Source organism: Arthrobacter sp. Bz4, assembly GCF_003075455.1.
Lineage (GTDB): Bacteria > Actinomycetota > Actinomycetes > Actinomycetales > Micrococcaceae > Arthrobacter_D.
Genome location: NZ_QDAE01000009.1, coordinates 64,574 through 78,833 on the forward strand (window position 1 = coordinate 64,574; position 14,260 = coordinate 78,833).

Sequence of the window (14,260 nt, forward strand, 5' to 3'; positions counted from 1 at the left end):
CCTTAGAATCCGGTCCAGTCCAGGACCACTTTGCCGCTGGCCCCGTTGCGTGCTGTATTAAAGCCCTGCTGCCACTGCGACGCGGGCAGGGTATCGGTAACCACGCTCGAGATCGCCTGCTGCAGAATAGGGTTGGACTGCAGCATGGCGCTCATGGCGTACCAGGTTTCGAACATCTCGCGGCCGTAGATGCCCTTCAGGGTGAGCATGTGCGTGACCATCTTGGCCCAGTCGATGGTGATATCGGCTGACGGCAGCCCGAGCATGGCGATCCGGCCGCCATGGTTCATGTTGTCGATCATCTCCGGCAGGGCCGTGGGGTGGCCGGACATCTCCATGCCGACGTCGAACCCTTCCCTCATCCCGAGCTGGCGCTGCGCGTCAACGATCCGGGTGGTGCTGACGTTCACGGCCAGGTCAGCGCCGACGGTGAGTGCCAGATCGAGCCGGGGCTGGAAGACGTCGGTGACGGCAATGTAGCGAGCGCCGGCGTGGCGGGCGACGGCGGCAGCCATCAGTCCGATTGGTCCGGCCCCCGTTATCAGCACGTCCTCGCCGACGAGGGGGAAACTCAGGGCAGTGTGGACTGCGTTGCCGAAGGGGTCGAAGATGGCGCCCAACTCGGGGGTGATGCCTGCGGGGTGCACCCAGACGTTCGGTTCAGGTATCACCACAAACTCGGCGAAGGCGCCGTCGCGCTGTACGCCGACGCTGGCGGTCCTGATACACATTTGACGGCGACCGGCGCGGCAGTTGCGGCACGTTCCGCAGACGATATGGCCTTCACCGGAGACCCGGTCGCCCACCTTGACGTCTCGCACGCCGTTGCCGAGTTCAACCACTTCACCGTAGAACTCGTGCCCCGGAATCAGGGGTGCGTTGATGGTGCTGGCGGCCCATTGGTCCCAGGACTCGATGTGAAGATCGGTGCCACAGATCCCGGTGGTCATCACGCGGATCTTGACTTCGCCGAGGCCCGGCGTCGGTTCGGGCCGGTCGACCAGTTCGAAACCGGGGTGCGGACCGGACTTGTAAAGCGCCTTCACTGAGGGGTTCCTTCCACCCGCACACGGTAGGTTAGCGTGGTACGCCCCGGCGCGTGCAGTTCATCCTGGACGGTGCTGTGGCACCATCGTCAGCGTATCAGCCGGGTTCCGGGAAAGCCGGGTTGCGGCTGGCTAGTCCTGCAGCGCCACGCACATCACCGATGCGTCGTCCGCTGTCTCGCCGATCTCCTGCTGGGTGATGCGCAGGGTCAACATGAGCTCCTGTGCACCACCGGGGGTGCTGACCGCATCGAGGAAAGCCTCAGGGCCCGCCACCAGGCCCAGATCGACTGCCCGCCAGGCACCATCCGAAGCGAGCGCCACGGTGTGCGCTTTCCCCACTGTCACCAGTCTGGCTCGCTCGGCTGCTTCGGGTTCCCGCCGGGCCACCCAGACGCCGTGCTCGGTATTACGGTCCCGCCGGGCCTGCAGGTGGTCGGCGCGGGTTCCGGTGGGTTCGCTGATCGGAACTCCAGCGTGCAGCCAACTTCCGTCGTACCGGCGGGCCACGACGTGGCAGTCGGCGAGGCTGAGCACCTGGACGCCGTCGTCGGCAGCGGTCACCAGGGAGACCGCAGCGCTGGGGAAAAAGTGGGACCGAGCGCCGACCAGCCGCTGCCCGAGCGCATCAACGGTTTTCAGTGCCGCGGCCAGAACCTCGCGGGGATCCGCGGGGCCGGCGTGTTCAGCCAGCGCGAGGTTGAGGACCTGCGCGTACCAGGACGGGTTGGATGCCCCGGGCAGGTCGATCTCTGCCAGCAGGGACGTGGCGCCGTCAATCATCCACGCGGCGTTGCGCCGGTAGCCGCAGGCGTCTTCCATGATGTGGTTATCGCCCTCGGTCTGGACACGGGACAGGTGGGTCCAGACCGGCTTCTCAGCGCTCACCGTCCGCCAGCCTGTTCGCCACGAGGATCCTTTCAGGGAGAAACGGTGAGCAACCTGGACGTTCGCAGAGGTAATGTTGCCCCCTTTTTGTCCAGATTGCCCACCTCAATTGGGAGCGGCGGGTTAGCCCTCGACGCCGAGGCGCTGCAGGATCAGTTCCCGCACCCGACCGGCGTCGGCCTGGCCGCGGGTGGCTTTCATGACGCCGCCCACGATCGCGCCGACAGCCTGCACCTTGCCGCCGCGGATCTTGTCGGCGACATCGGGCTGGGCTGCCAGTGCTGCATCGATCGCCTCGAGCAGCGGACCGTCGTCGGACACGACCGCCAGCCCGCGGGCCTCGACCACCTCGGTGGGTGTGCCTTCGCCAGCGAGGACGCCGTCGAGCACCTCCCGGGACAGCTTGTCGTTGATCTTGCCGGACTCGATCAGCGAGTTCAGTTCGACGATCAGCTCGGGGGTGACACCCAGCTCGGACGGCTCGACGTCGGCCACCTTCGCCCGGCGGGAAATCTCGCCCATCCACCATTTACGGGCGACGGCGGGTTTGACTCCGGCAGCGATGGTGTCCTCGATGGAGGACATCACACCGGCGTTGACGACGTCACGGAACTCGGCGTCGGAGTAGCCCCAATCCTGCTGCAGCCGTTTGCGGCGTTCGGCCGGTGGCTCGGGCAATTCGGAGCGGAGCCGCTCGATCCACTCCTCGGTGGTGACGATAGGCACCAGATCGGGTTCGGGGAAATAGCGGTAGTCGTCGGCGTCGGACTTGGGACGGCCCGACGTCGTCGAGCGGGTGTCCTCGTGCCAGTGGCGGGTTTCCTGGATGATGGCGATCCCGGAATCGAGCACCGCTGCGTGGCGCTGGATCTCATACCGGACGGCGTGCTCGACGGCGCGCAGCGAGTTCACGTTCTTCGTCTCGGTGCGGGTGCCGAACTTCTCCTGCCCCTTGGGCTTGAGGGAGACGTTCGCGTCACAGCGGACGTTGCCGCGTTCCATTTTGGCGTCAGATACGCCAAGGTTTTTGACGATCTCGCGGATCGCAGCGACGTACGCCTTCGCCAGCTCGGGAGCGCGGGCACCGGCACCGACAATCGGCTTGGTGACAATTTCCACGAGGGGCACCCCGGCGCGGTTGTAGTCCACAAGGGAGAACTCGGCGCCCTGGATCCGACCGGTGGAGCCACCCATGTGGGTCAGCTTTCCGGCGTCCTCTTCCATATGGGCGCGCTCAATCTCGACGGTGAACACGGTGCCGTCAGCCAGCTCAATGTCAATGGACCCGTCATAGGCGATCGGGTCCTCGAACTGGGAGGTCTGGAAGTTCTTCGGTGTGTCCGGGTAGAAATAGTTCTTCCGGGCGAAGTAGCACTTCTCGGCGATCTTGCAGCCCAGCGCCAGCCCGATCTTGATGGAAGACTCCACCGCCACCCGGTTCACTACCGGCAGCACACCCGGCAGACCAAGGTCCACCGGGGTGACGTTGGTGTTGGGGGTGTCACCAAACGCGTTGGGTGCCGAGGAGAACATTTTGGTCTGGGTGTTCAACTCCACATGGACCTCGAAGCCCAGCACCGGATCATACTTCTCGAGGGCTTCCTCGAAGGTCAGAATGTCTTCAGTTGCCATAGCCATCAGTTGGTTCCTCCTGCAGTGCTAGTCTCCACGCGGTCGGCTGTGCCGCCGGACCGCAAAGCGTCAGGCCTCAGCTCCGGAGCGCGATCCAGCAGCGGACCGCCCCAGCTGGCTTCGAGCAGTGATTCCAGCACCGCGCCCACCCGGTACAGCCGGGCGTCCTGGCGGGCGGGAGCCAACAGCTGGATACCGACGGGCAGCCCATCCTCGTCGGCGAGGCCGCCGGGCAGGGACAGCCCGGGTATGCCTGCCATGTTCGCTGGGATAGTGGCGACGTCGTTCAGGTACATGGCCAGCGGATCGTCGAGCTTCTCCCCCAGCTTGAAGGCAGTGGTCGGCGAAGTCGGGGAGATCAGGACGTCGGCCTGCTTGAAGGCCGCATCGAAATCCCGCTGAATCAGCGTGCGGACCTTCTGCGCCGAGCCGTAATAGGCGTCGTAGTAGCCGGCGCTTAGCGCATAGGTGCCCAGGATGATGCGCCGTTTGACCTCGTCACCGAAGCCTGCGGCACGCGTGGCGCCCATGACACGTTCGATGGTGGGTGCGCCGTCGGGCACCACCCGAAGACCGAACCGGACGCCGTCGTACTTGGCAAGGTTTGAGGACGCCTCGGAGGGCATGATCAGGTAATAGGCGCCCAGCGCGTACTCGAAATTGGGGCAGGACACCTCGACAATCTCGGCGCCCGCACCACGGAGCAGTTCCAACGATTCCTGGAACCGGGTCAGCACACCGGCCTGGTACCCCTCGCCCTGCAGTTCCTTGATGACGCCGATGCGCATGCCGTCAACGTTGCCCATTCGGGCAGCCTCGACGAGCGCGCCGAGAGGGTCGGTGAGGGAGGTGGAGTCGTTGGGGTCGTGGCCGCCAATGACCTCGTGGAGCAGCGCCGAGTCCAGCACGGTCCGCGAAACGGGACCAATTTGGTCCAGCGACGACGCCATCGCGATGGCACCGTACCGGGAAACTCCGCCGTAGGTCGGCTTCACGCCGACCGTGCCGGTGACAGCGCCGGGCTGGCGGATGGAACCGCCGGTATCGGTGCCAAGCGCGAGCGGCGCCTCGAAAGCGGCGACGGCGGCAGCTGAGCCACCGCCCGATCCGCCGGGGATGCGATCCAGATCCCACGGGTTACGGGTGGGGCCATACGCCGAGTGCTCGGTGGAGGAGCCCATGGCGAACTCGTCCAGGTTGGTCTTGCCGAGGATGGGCATACCCGCGGCCCGGAGTCGGCGGATCACTGTGGCGTCGTAGGGGCTGTGCCAGCCTTCAAGGATCTTCGAGCCGGCGGTGGTGGGCTGGCCCTTGGTGACGATGAGGTCCTTGACCGCGATCGGAACGCCGGCCAGCGGGTGGAGGTCCTCGGACTTCGCACGAGCCTGATCCACTTCGGCGGCGACGGCGAGCGCCTCGTCGGTATTGACGTGCAGGAAGGCGTGGACACCGTCGTCGCCGCCGTCCACGTGGGCAATCCGGTCGAGGTGAGCCTGGGTGGCTTCAACGGCCGAGATTTCCCTGGCAACGAGTTTCTGGGCGAGCGCCGCGGCGCTGAGCCGAATCAGTTCAGTCATGGGTTACTCCCCGTCCAGGATGGCTGGGACCTTGAAGCGTCCGTCAGCGTTGTCGGGTGCACCGGAGAGGGCTTCCTCGTTGGTGAGGGTCTCACCGATCACGTCTTCGCGGTACACGTTGCTGAGCGGAATGGGGTGGCTGGTGGTGGGGATGTCGTCGCCTGCCACCTCGCTGACCCGCTTGATCGAGTCAACAATTACTGCCAGCTCACCGGTCATCCGGTCCAGCTCTTCGGCGCTCATGTCGATGTGGGCAAGCCGCGCCAGATGCGCAACGTCCTCACGGTTGATCTCAGCCATAAATCTCCCATGGTCAATGAATTGGTGTTTGGTTCCAGTCTACGTGCGGTGCACGCCCCGACCGATTCGGCCTGGCACGGGGGACACTGCGGTTCCGGCTCCGGGCAAGGGTGGGGCGGTGGCCTGGTAGGTGTGGCCGGTGGGTGTAGCGACGCGGAGGGTGTGGCGGGATCCTGGATGTGGACCTGCTGTCCAGCCGGGTTGTTCCTTGGTGTGGTTGCAGACTTCACAAAGCCCTGCCCCGTTCGCCACCGAAGTAGGTCCATCCTTGTGCCAGGGGATGATGTGGTCGTAATGCCGGATCGGCGCGTCGCAGTAAGGGGTGCGGCAGGTGGCGTCGCGGGCGCTGATGAACCTGCGTTGCGCCGGGGTGAAGAGCCGGGCTTTGGAGTCCATGGCCACCAGGTCTGCGGTTGTTGGGGCTGTGTAGAGGCGACGAAGCCACACTTCGAAGGTCGGGGGCCCTTGGTCAGAGTGTTCCTCAGAGCCGTGCGGTGTCGCAGATCTGTTGCCGCTCGGTGAAGGCGAAGGTATCGCACCGGGGCGGATGAGGTCTCGGGCCCACGCTGACGGGACGATGCCGTAGCCGGGGATCCGGGCTGGTTCGCTATCGCCCTGAAAAAGGGACCGGTCGGTCATGATGACCTGCAGCTCGACCCGGGAGACGCCCCCGGGTGCGCCGGTGACCCGTTCGACGAGGGCATCGGCCATGAGCTGGCCCCGGGACCGGGTGTCCCCGGTGGCCCGTGCCGTATCAGCGTGCCTGGTCAACGCGGCGTAGGCGGCCACAGCGTTTTTCACCGGCAACAACGCACTGAGGTAAGCCATCGTGTCCGGTGCCGGCCGAATGCTCACGAACCGCTCGTTTGCCGCGTGGGCAGCCCGGTTGACCACGGCGCGCGGGTCCCTGCGGTAGCTTGCGGTCCGGGCGGCGGCGATGATGGCCTTGTCGCCGTGCCCCTCAAATGTCCCGGTGTCGGGGCAGAGTTCCTCGTCGACGGCGGACCGGTCAGCGGCGGACAGGCACGCAGTTTCCTTCACGATCAACGTTGCGCGCCATTCATTCAGCTGCCCGTTATGCAGGGCCGCCAACGTATGCGGCATCTCCGTCACCAGCGCCCTCGCGAGCCCAAGGAGACGGCTGCCGCGGGCTGGGGATTCACGCCGGGCCAGTGCGATCTGCGCGCTGACGCCCTTCCCTTGCTCCGCAGCGGGTGTCCCGGCCTGGGCTTGGGTTTGGCGTTCCAGCACGTCAACGGCGACGGAGATCTGGGCCTGCACCCCAGCGATCGCCGATTTCAAATCCTCCAGGCCACGTAGCTGATCGATCAGCCCCGCAGCGTTGGCAGCTGGCCGAAGCGCCCCTAAAGCTACAGCCAATGCTCGCGTGGAACCCACACCAGCACCCACACCCACACCCACACCCGCAACAGGGGAACCCGTAGTGGCCTTCTCACCACGACCCGCAGCCCCGCGCAGAGCCGTTGCCTGAGAGGTAAATCCCCTCCTGCTCAACGATGGAGCTGCGCGTCCGTCCATACCTCAATTGTCCCAAACGCCGCCGATAGTTCAGGAGCTTTCGGGCTTATGTGGATAAATCTCTCGAACAAATATTCGACACTAAAGTGTGCGCAGACACCTCCTGAGTGACACCCCGCGCGCCAAGCCAGCAGTTGCTTACCTCAGTGGAAAGTGATTACACTTTCCATCATGGAAAACAACTTGCCTCCGTCGTCGCCGGGCCGGTCGGACTCGGCCGCCGCCCTGCTGGCCGACGTCGATAGTGACCGCTCAGCTCTCATCTCGCGCATGAACACACCACGATGGGTTGCCCCTACGTTCGGCGCAATTGCCGCCGTCTGTGTCGCTTCGCCCGCAGCCGGAGACAACCGCTCGGGCAACTCAACTCTGCTGATCATCGTCGGAATCATGGTTGTCTATCTGTATCATCGGGCGACCGGCGTCAAACTCGCCAGCATCGGTTGGGAGGCCTGGCTGATCTACGCCGCCACCCTGATTTCCTGCCTGCTGCTGCTCAGCGTCTCCTTGGGGCTTGTCTCTCTCGAACTGCACTGGTGGGTTGCTGCGCCCACCGTAGCCGCTTTCGGCGCTGGCACTATCGGAGCCCACTACTTCATGCGAAGCGCCCTGAGCCGGATCCGCCATGCCCGCTGATCTGTCCGAAACAAACGGCGGCGTCTTCAACGAACTGATTCATGCCCCACTACGGTTCCGAATTTGCGGACTTCTACGCAATGTTAAAAGCGCCGACTTCTCAGCGATTCGTGACTCACTCGCTGTTGGGGATGCTGCACTGTCCAAACATCTGAAGGTTTTGGTCGACGGTGGTTTTGTGTCGATGACCAAGTCATCATCGGTCGGGCGCCCGGATGCCCGGCGAATCAGCTGGCTCTCTTTGACCCCCCAGGGCAGGAGTGCTTTTGATTCCCACCTCGCCGCCCTCCGCGCGATTGCCACAGGAGTCATCGACGACGGCGACTGACCCGTCGGACACTCTGCCGCCATCCGCCCTGAACCGCTGGGCGGCGCGTGAACACCGTCGCGTGACAGACAAACTTGACGCTCTGATGTCGCTGCAGCCCGGGAATATTGCAACCGGCCGGGGGGTTACTTTTCGAGTAACCACATGGAAAGAGAGTTAGTTATGCGCGCGATTCGTCAGCACACCTTCGGGGAACCCTGGGATGTCCTCCAGGTCGATGAAGTCACCACCCCAGAACCCGGTCCAGGGCAGGTGCGGGTACGTACCCTCCTGTCCCCCATTCACAACCACGATCTCTGGACCGTCCGCGGTACCTACGGCTTCAAACCCGAGCTTCCCGCCCAGGCGGGCTCTGAGGCAGTAGGAGTCATTGACGCTTTGGGTGACGACGTCGAGCACCTCTCCGTGGGACAGCGCGTCGCCACCGGCGGGACGTTCGGCGTCTGGGCCGAGTTCTTCATCGCCCAGGCACAGGGTCTGGTACCCGTCGATGAAGGTGCAACCGATGAAGTTGCGTCCCAACTTGTCTCAATGCCGTTCTCCGCCATCGCACTACTCGACTGGCTGAACCTCACCGAGGGTGACTGGATCATCCAAAACGCCGCAAACGGCGCCGTCGGACGCCTGATCGCCCAGCTCGCTCCTACCCGCGGCATCAACGTCGTCGGCCTCGTCCGCCGTGACGCGGGCGTCGACGAACTCGCAGCTCAGGGTATCGAACGGATCGTTTCCACCGAGACCGCAGGCTGGGAGGACCGGGTCGCTGAACTCACGGGGGGCGCCAAGATTGTCGCCGGCGTGGATTCGGTGGGCGGCGACGCCAGCAACGAGGTGCTGTCGCAGCTCGGCGAGAATGGCACGCTCGTGGTGTTCGGCGCGATGGGTGGAAGCACCTTGACCTTGAGTTCCGGCTCGATCATCTTCAAGAACCTGACGGTCAAGGGCTTCTGGGGCAGCACCGTGATGCGCGAACTACCTGCCGGTCGTCGCGGCGAGCTGTTCAGCGAACTGCTGCTCCGGGTCAACGACGGCACCCTCTCCTTCCCCATCGAAGCTGCCTACACTCTGGATCAGGTGCAGGAAGCCTCCCGGGCAAACTTCGTGGCGGGCCGCAAGGGCAAGGTCATGATCCGGCCGTAGCTTGTCCCACCGGTGCAGGTCTTCCCACCTTCCGGGAGACCTGCACGGCCGGGAGACTTGCACGGTCGCGGTGGCTCTAGAGGGACAATCTGAACACCCAGAGCAGGATCTCCTCGTCGCGCACCCACCAGTCACGTTCGGGTTGACGCTCGAAACCCATCGAATGATACAGAGCATGGGCGCGGGTCATATCGGAGCCGCTGGTCAGGCTGACCGCCGTGATTCCGTCCAGCGAACGGGCATGCTCAATGATCGCCTCAACCATCAACCGGCCCACCCCGCCGCGCTGAACCGTCGGGTCCACCGCCAGCATCCTGAACTCCAGCTCGCCAGCGACCGCAATGTCGGTATACCGCTGCCCCTCGAACGTGATGGCCACCGAGGCAACGACGACGCCCGCGCGCTCCGCCACCCAGATTTCGGCGTGCTCGGCGCGGTGTTCGACGTCGGCCAGCACCCGCATGTACGGATGATCGGGAGCCTCGAAGTACCCCGCCTCAAGGTAGGCAGCACACGTGATGCGGCGGACGTCGTCGTAATCCGTCTCGGTGACGGGACGGATCGTGAGGTCAGTGCGTGTTGTGGGGGTCATTTAATCCTCATCGGGAAGGCGGACGGATACGACGCCGGAATGCCGCCTTCCAATTCTGCAACACGTCCTAGTCCTTCTCCACAACGTCCCATTCGCCGAAACGGACTAACCCCGCAGATTCCCGATGGCGCGCACTGTTCGCCTGGTCCTCGTGGTCGTCCAGCGTGAGCTGCCGCGTGCCCTCGGGTCTGGGTTCGAGCCGGGCCCTCCACGATGTGCAACACCACCGGGATCCAGCGCTGGGTCACTTTCAAAGAAAACATGGGCTCTCCTGCAGAGGAACGTAGTGGCTTTGCCTGAATCGCAGGGCTGCTCTTGCCATTCTCCATTTCCCTGCCGCCACGGGCAGTCACGCCCCTGCCTAGCCACAGGCCACCAATCGACGTACGTTTGATTGATGTTTACGTTTGGCTGGAGAACCACCCGTGTCCTTTTCGCCGTAGGCTCGATGCTCGTCTTCACTGGTGCGATCGGAATGGTCATGGACCCCTCCCGGGGCGCGTTGTGGTTCGCGATTGCTGCCGGGGTGCTTTTCGTTGCGATCGCGACGCGTGGGCCATGGGACAGCAAGGCTAGCGGCCGCAACCGGTCAGTGTTGGGTTTCAAAGCCCTGAATGATCGGACGGGCTCAGCCTCCTGACTGGGAGGTGGGCTTCGCAGCCATCTGGACCAAGACAACCCCAGCACTGACCGCTGCCTGAACCCCAATCAGCCACGGATAGACGTTCCCGGTATACAGGGCCAACAGCACCGGCACCATCGCCAGGAAGGTCACATCGATACCCCGGTAGAGCGCTGCAATCTGGGTCCGTGGAACGGGACCGAAGGGCGTTTCGGCAGCTGGGGCCGTCCAGTCAGTCGCGGGACGGGTGGCGGCCCGGACAGATCCGGCCCCCATTCCGAGGCCCGCCACCGCACCCAGCAGAATTAGGCCGGGTCCACCGACGCCGACGACGCTGAGGGCACCTGTCAGGACCGCCATCCAGGCACTCATTGCGACCGCTGGCATCAGGATCCGGCTGAGCATCACTACCGAGGTGGAGACGGGAAGCAGCAGGTCCAGCTCCGGGACCAGCGCCGTCCGCCGCGCGACGACCCCCATGCTGGTTCCAGTGACGCACCCGGCCACCACGATGACCAACAGTTGCACGACGGCGGGCAACGCTGCATCAGCGAGCACCAGAGCGAGACATGCGCCCAGCCACACCAGCGGCACCGCCACCCCTTGCTGCAGCCGGAGGAACGCGACGATGTCGGCACGCACAATCGCCGCCCGCGGCCCCACCGTGTGGCGGACGTACAGCTTCGCGCCCCGCGTCGAGGCGGTGTGGCGCGGGTGGGCCGCCAGCGCCCGACTGAGCTCGTTGACGTCCAGCAGGAACACTGACGCACCCGCATGGCCGGACACGCCTCCCCCGCGCATCAGTTCGGACCCTGCCACTATGCCAACCCTCGGCAGCGAGTAGGCGAGCACCCCGACCGCGAACGCCAGCGCCACCAGCAGCGGCCAGACGTCAGGGCCCAGCGACGGCAACACCGCGAGTGGCAGCAGCACCAGAGCGGGCCAGAGAAGATCGCGCCGGCCGGAACCCGCCCGCAGCTGCAGCAGCGTTGCCCCACCGACCACGATCACTGCGACCATCCCGAAGGTTCCCGCGGCAAGGAGATGCCCCGTGGGTGTCCGGTCCAGTGCGGTGAGCAGGCTGAACGGGAGGTACATGACAGCACTAGCCAACCCCACGCCAGCGATGAGTCGGATGAGCCCCGGCAGAACCATCGGCCGCCGGTCCACCGGCAGCGGCAGCCACCAGGACCCCTCGCTGGAGCTCACCGCCGCCGGTCCCAGCCTCCTCGCCAGGGTCAGCAGCCCGGTAAACGCGAGGTAGGTCAACAGGATCCACAGAACATCGGCCGGAATCATCTGCCACTGCTGGTCGACGAGGCCACCCTGCGCAGGATCCCGTCGGGCAATCTCGTCGCGCAGAGCGAACACAAACGAGCCGGCGATCGCGAGCACGCAGGCCAAGGCCAGGGTGCTCGAGTAAATGTCGATGAACAGGCCGCCGACCGACGTCCGGGCGCGGTTATACCGCCGGGACGACTTGCGGGTGAAGGCGACGACGGCTCGGGCGGTGGCGAGGGTCCCGTCCCTGTCCTCACCAGCAGTGGGTCGCAGCCGAAGTGCTTCAGGAGCCGGCAATGATCGCAGCTCCCTGGTCGGGGTCGAGCTGCTCGACGACGTCGTCGATCACCAGACAAGTCGATGCGGTCTGCACCAGCAGCCTCGGATCGTGGGTCACCAGCACCACAGCGGCCCCGGCCTCCGCGTGGTCGCCGATCCGCTGCGCGAGCGCATCACGCATCACCGGGTCGAGTCGCTGTTCGGGTTCGTCGAGGATCAGGAGGGAGGACGGGCGGATCAGGCCGGCGGCCAGAAGCAGCCGCCTCCGCTGCCCGGAGGACAAGGCTTCCGGGACCACGTCCGCCCGGTCCCGCAGCCCGAAGAACTCCAGCTCGGCGGTGACCCGTTGATCCGGGGCATCCAGGGAGTGTCCCCGCGCCACCAGCAGCAGATGCTCGCGGACAGTAAGTGCCGGAAAAAAGAGGTCATCATCAAAAATTGCTGACACCTGACGGCGAAACATCACGGCATCGGGAAGAGCCGGAAGACCCTGCACCAGCACGTCGCCGGCAAGCGCCGGTTGCCGGCCCGCGAGGGTCCTCACGACAGTCGATTTGCCTGCCCCGTTCACGCCGACCACTCCGAGAACTTCTCCCGGGTGGACGGTCACTGACACTTCGCCACAGACTGGCGCCCTGAAATACCCAACGAGTAGTCCCGTTGCCTGAAGTACTGCCCCCAGATCAGCCATTCACCCATCGTAATGGGGTCTTGATAGGCAAGCCTGTACTTGCCTATACTGATGGTTATGGTTGACGTGTTCCGGGCTCTCGACGACGAAACCAGACGCACCATTCTCGATGAGCTGTCGTCGCACGACGGTCAGACCCTGTTCGAGATCTGCTCGATACTCGCCATGCGCCACAACCTCAGCCTGACCCGCCAAGCCATCTCCCAACACCTGGGTGTCCTTGAATCGGCCGGGCTCGTTGCGACCGAGCGTCGGGGACGCTCCAAGTTCCACCACTTTAATCCCGCACCACTTGCCGAAATTGCCGATCGGTGGCCTATTCAAAAGAGGATCCAATGAAAATTGCACTGACCAGCCTGTTCGTCGACGACCAGCGGGCGGCGCTGGCGTTCTACACCGACGTCCTCGGCTTCACGAAGGGCCACGACATCCCGTTGGGTGATGACTTCTGGCTCACCGTTCGGTCACCCGAATCCCCGGACAGCCCAGAGCTTCTCCTGGAGCCGGCCAGCCACCCCGCGGTGAAACCGTACCGTGACGCGCTGATGGAGGATGGCATTCCCCTGGCCCAATTCGCGGTCGAGGATCTCACCTCCGAGTACGCCAGATTGACGGGCCGCGGCGTGGTGTTTACCCAGCCGCCCACCGACATCGGAACCGCCCTGATGGCCGTCTTCGATGACACCTGCGGCAATCTGATTCAACTGATCGAAATGAAGCAGGCTTGAAGGGCGGCAACCAGCCGATGACCACCGCTGGTGACTGGGTTGCCTCCGCTGTTGCTACCATTTCGCGTATCCAGTAGCGCCGATCCGGGAGGGCGCCTCCTCCCGAACAGTACAGAGGAGAGGCGTCATGAGCGAAGCACGCAGGCGGGAACTAGGGGACACCGATGCCCCGGTCGAGGACGAACTGAAGGAATCTTTCGATAGCACTGTTGAGGAGGGTGCCGAGCGGCTGCAACGGACCTTCCGGAACATCCTTGTTACGGGTGTTTTTGGCGGTTTCGAGATAGGCCTCGGCATCATGGCTTACCTTGCTGTGCTGCACGAGACGGACAATCATCTCCTCGCGGGCCTTGCGTTCAGCGTGGGCCTCGTTGCCCTTTTCCTGGCACATAGCGAACTGTTCACCGAAAACTTCCTGATGCCGGTCGCAGCCGTCGTCGCGAAAGAAGGCAGTCTGCTTCAGCTGGTCAAACTCTGGGGCGGCACCCTGGTGGCCAATCTGGTCAGCGGCTGGGCTTTCGTCTGGATTGTCATGCAGGCCTTCCCTGAGTGGACCGAGACAGTCGCCGAGAGCGCCCACCACTTCATCGACGCGCCGTTCTCCATGCAGGTTGTGGCCCTGGCGGTGCTCGGCGGCAGCACCATTACGCTGATGAGCCGAATGCAGCAAGGGACCTCGAATGACGTCGCCAAGATCGTCGCGACGGTGATCGGCGGATTCCTCCTTGCGGGTCTGCAGCTGTTCCACAGCATCCTGGATTCGCTGCTCATTTTCGCCGCGATCCATTCCGGCGCGGCCATCACTTACCTGGAATGGCTTGGCTGGTTTGGGTACACCCTGGCCTTCAATATGCTCGGTGGACTCCTGCTTGTTACGCTGCTGCGGCTCGTGCGCACCAAGGAACTGATCGAGAAGCGTCGCGACGAGGCTCCGGAAAACCCTGACGCACCCCACGAGAGTTGACGACGTCGGAGCGCCGG

The 14,260-nt window shown here is 64.5% G+C and carries 16 protein-coding genes; 7 read left to right on the top strand and 9 right to left on the bottom strand.

Features of this window, described 5'->3' with window-relative positions; all coding sequences use genetic code 11:
* Positions 1-2 precede the first annotated feature (2 nt).
* The 6 genes from tdh to DDA93_RS09070 all read right to left on the bottom strand — a co-directional run bounded on the left by tdh (position 3) and on the right by DDA93_RS09070 (position 6,982).
* On the bottom strand, positions 3-1,046 hold the full coding sequence (gene tdh / locus DDA93_RS09045; protein ID WP_116778570.1) for an L-threonine 3-dehydrogenase: 1,044 nt from the start codon (positions 1,044-1,046) through the stop codon (positions 3-5).
* Between the two features lie 132 nt (positions 1,047-1,178).
* Entirely contained in the window at positions 1,179-1,934 is a 756-nt protein-coding gene (locus tag DDA93_RS09050) for a hypothetical protein (protein WP_116778571.1), read from the bottom strand.
* Positions 1,935-2,057: 123 nt separating this feature from the next.
* The gene (gatB, locus tag DDA93_RS09055; RefSeq protein ID WP_024476937.1) at positions 2,058-3,566 is read right to left on the bottom strand and encodes an Asp-tRNA(Asn)/Glu-tRNA(Gln) amidotransferase subunit GatB; all 1,509 of its coding nucleotides are present in this window, start codon (positions 3,564-3,566) and stop codon (positions 2,058-2,060) included.
* Between the two features lie 5 nt (positions 3,567-3,571).
* Positions 3,572-5,143 carry an Asp-tRNA(Asn)/Glu-tRNA(Gln) amidotransferase subunit GatA gene (gene gatA / locus DDA93_RS09060; protein WP_116778572.1) on the bottom strand — a complete coding sequence of 524 codons (1,572 nt, stop codon included), beginning with the start codon at positions 5,141-5,143 and terminating at the stop codon, positions 3,572-3,574.
* A gap of 3 nt (positions 5,144-5,146) precedes the next feature.
* Positions 5,147-5,443 (bottom strand): Asp-tRNA(Asn)/Glu-tRNA(Gln) amidotransferase subunit GatC, encoded by a 297-nt coding sequence (gene gatC, locus DDA93_RS09065; protein ID WP_019483572.1) that lies wholly within the window; start codon positions 5,441-5,443, stop codon positions 5,147-5,149.
* A 39-nt stretch (positions 5,444-5,482) separates the two neighbouring features.
* Complete coding sequence (locus DDA93_RS09070; RefSeq protein WP_243400571.1) at positions 5,483-6,982, bottom strand: HNH endonuclease signature motif containing protein; 1,500 nt, start codon at positions 6,980-6,982, stop codon at positions 5,483-5,485.
* Positions 6,983-7,153: 171 nt separating this feature from the next.
* Here DDA93_RS09070 and DDA93_RS09075 point away from each other — a divergent pair, with 171 nt between their 5' ends.
* The 3 genes from DDA93_RS09075 (at position 7,154) to DDA93_RS09085 (ending at position 9,086) form a co-directional block, all read left to right on the top strand.
* A complete protein-coding gene (locus tag DDA93_RS09075) occupies positions 7,154-7,618 on the top strand; it encodes a hypothetical protein (RefSeq protein WP_116778574.1) in 465 nt (154 codons plus the stop codon).
* Positions 7,608-7,946: a transcriptional regulator gene (locus DDA93_RS09080; RefSeq protein ID WP_019483575.1), complete on the top strand. Its 339-nt coding sequence runs from the start codon at positions 7,608-7,610 to the stop codon at positions 7,944-7,946. Before DDA93_RS09075 ends, DDA93_RS09080 begins: the two co-directional genes overlap by 11 nt.
* Before the next feature lie 162 nt (positions 7,947-8,108).
* Entirely contained in the window at positions 8,109-9,086 is a 978-nt protein-coding gene (locus DDA93_RS09085) for a zinc-binding dehydrogenase (RefSeq protein ID WP_116778575.1), read from the top strand.
* Between the two features lie 76 nt (positions 9,087-9,162).
* Here the strand turns inward: DDA93_RS09085 and DDA93_RS09090 are convergent, their stop codons facing one another.
* Positions 9,163-9,678: a GNAT family N-acetyltransferase gene (locus tag DDA93_RS09090; RefSeq protein WP_116778576.1), complete on the bottom strand. Its 516-nt coding sequence runs from the start codon at positions 9,676-9,678 to the stop codon at positions 9,163-9,165.
* A gap of 397 nt (positions 9,679-10,075) precedes the next feature.
* On the opposite strand from DDA93_RS09090, the gene DDA93_RS09095 reads away from it, so the two are divergent.
* A complete protein-coding gene (locus tag DDA93_RS09095; RefSeq protein WP_133185475.1) occupies positions 10,076-10,318 on the top strand; it encodes a hypothetical protein in 243 nt (80 codons plus the stop codon).
* On the opposite strand, the gene DDA93_RS09100 is transcribed toward DDA93_RS09095, so the two are convergent.
* Together DDA93_RS09100 and DDA93_RS09105 are read right to left on the bottom strand one after the other, a co-directional pair.
* Positions 10,307-11,878, bottom strand: a complete 1,572-nt coding sequence (locus tag DDA93_RS09100) for a DUF6297 family protein (protein WP_116778578.1) — start codon at positions 11,876-11,878, stop codon at positions 10,307-10,309. The two genes, DDA93_RS09095 and DDA93_RS09100, sit on opposite strands and share 12 nt — an antisense overlap.
* Positions 11,865-12,551 carry an ABC transporter ATP-binding protein gene (locus DDA93_RS09105; RefSeq protein WP_243400572.1) on the bottom strand — a complete coding sequence of 229 codons (687 nt, stop codon included), beginning with the start codon at positions 12,549-12,551 and terminating at the stop codon, positions 11,865-11,867. Before DDA93_RS09105 ends, DDA93_RS09100 begins: the two co-directional genes overlap by 14 nt.
* A 57-nt stretch (positions 12,552-12,608) precedes the next feature.
* Between DDA93_RS09105 and DDA93_RS09110 the strand changes: the two genes are divergently transcribed.
* The 3 genes from DDA93_RS09110 to DDA93_RS09120 all read left to right on the top strand — a co-directional run bounded on the left by DDA93_RS09110 (position 12,609) and on the right by DDA93_RS09120 (position 14,243).
* Positions 12,609-12,890 carry a metalloregulator ArsR/SmtB family transcription factor gene (locus tag DDA93_RS09110; RefSeq protein WP_207771331.1) on the top strand — a complete coding sequence of 94 codons (282 nt, stop codon included), beginning with the start codon at positions 12,609-12,611 and terminating at the stop codon, positions 12,888-12,890.
* Complete coding sequence (locus DDA93_RS09115) at positions 12,887-13,279, top strand: VOC family protein (RefSeq protein ID WP_116778579.1); 393 nt, start codon at positions 12,887-12,889, stop codon at positions 13,277-13,279. The genes DDA93_RS09110 and DDA93_RS09115 overlap by 4 nt, the downstream gene beginning before the upstream one ends.
* 127 nt (positions 13,280-13,406) lie before the next feature.
* Positions 13,407-14,243, top strand: coding sequence for a formate/nitrite transporter family protein (locus DDA93_RS09120; RefSeq protein ID WP_116778580.1), 837 nt, complete (start codon positions 13,407-13,409; stop codon positions 14,241-14,243).
* Positions 14,244-14,260: the final 17 nt, after the last annotated feature.

What these genes read in the sequence shown, in the direction of transcription:
- gatB (WP_024476937.1), bottom strand. Translation starts at nt 3,566, where the DNA reads ATGGCAACTGAAGACATTCTGACCTTCGAGGAAGCCCTCGAGAAGTAT.
- gatA (WP_116778572.1), bottom strand. Translation starts at nt 5,143, where the DNA reads ATGACTGAACTGATTCGGCTCAGCGCCGCGGCGCTCGCCCAGAAACTC.
- gatC (WP_019483572.1), bottom strand. Translation starts at nt 5,443, where the DNA reads ATGGCTGAGATCAACCGTGAGGACGTTGCGCATCTGGCGCGGCTTGCC.
- DDA93_RS09070 (WP_243400571.1), bottom strand. Translation starts at nt 6,982, where the DNA reads ATGGACGGACGCGCAGCTCCATCGTTGAGCAGGAGGGGATTTACCTCT.
- DDA93_RS09075 (WP_116778574.1), top strand. Translation starts at nt 7,154, where the DNA reads ATGGAAAACAACTTGCCTCCGTCGTCGCCGGGCCGGTCGGACTCGGCC.
- DDA93_RS09080 (WP_019483575.1), top strand. Translation starts at nt 7,608, where the DNA reads ATGCCCGCTGATCTGTCCGAAACAAACGGCGGCGTCTTCAACGAACTG.
- DDA93_RS09085 (WP_116778575.1), top strand. Translation starts at nt 8,109, where the DNA reads ATGCGCGCGATTCGTCAGCACACCTTCGGGGAACCCTGGGATGTCCTC.
- DDA93_RS09090 (WP_116778576.1), bottom strand. Translation starts at nt 9,678, where the DNA reads ATGACCCCCACAACACGCACTGACCTCACGATCCGTCCCGTCACCGAG.
- DDA93_RS09095 (WP_133185475.1), top strand. Translation starts at nt 10,076, where the DNA reads ATGTTTACGTTTGGCTGGAGAACCACCCGTGTCCTTTTCGCCGTAGGC.
- DDA93_RS09105 (WP_243400572.1), bottom strand. Translation starts at nt 12,551, where the DNA reads ATGGCTGATCTGGGGGCAGTACTTCAGGCAACGGGACTACTCGTTGGG.
- DDA93_RS09110 (WP_207771331.1), top strand. Translation starts at nt 12,609, where the DNA reads ATGGTTGACGTGTTCCGGGCTCTCGACGACGAAACCAGACGCACCATT.
- DDA93_RS09115 (WP_116778579.1), top strand. Translation starts at nt 12,887, where the DNA reads ATGAAAATTGCACTGACCAGCCTGTTCGTCGACGACCAGCGGGCGGCG.
- DDA93_RS09120 (WP_116778580.1), top strand. Translation starts at nt 13,407, where the DNA reads ATGAGCGAAGCACGCAGGCGGGAACTAGGGGACACCGATGCCCCGGTC.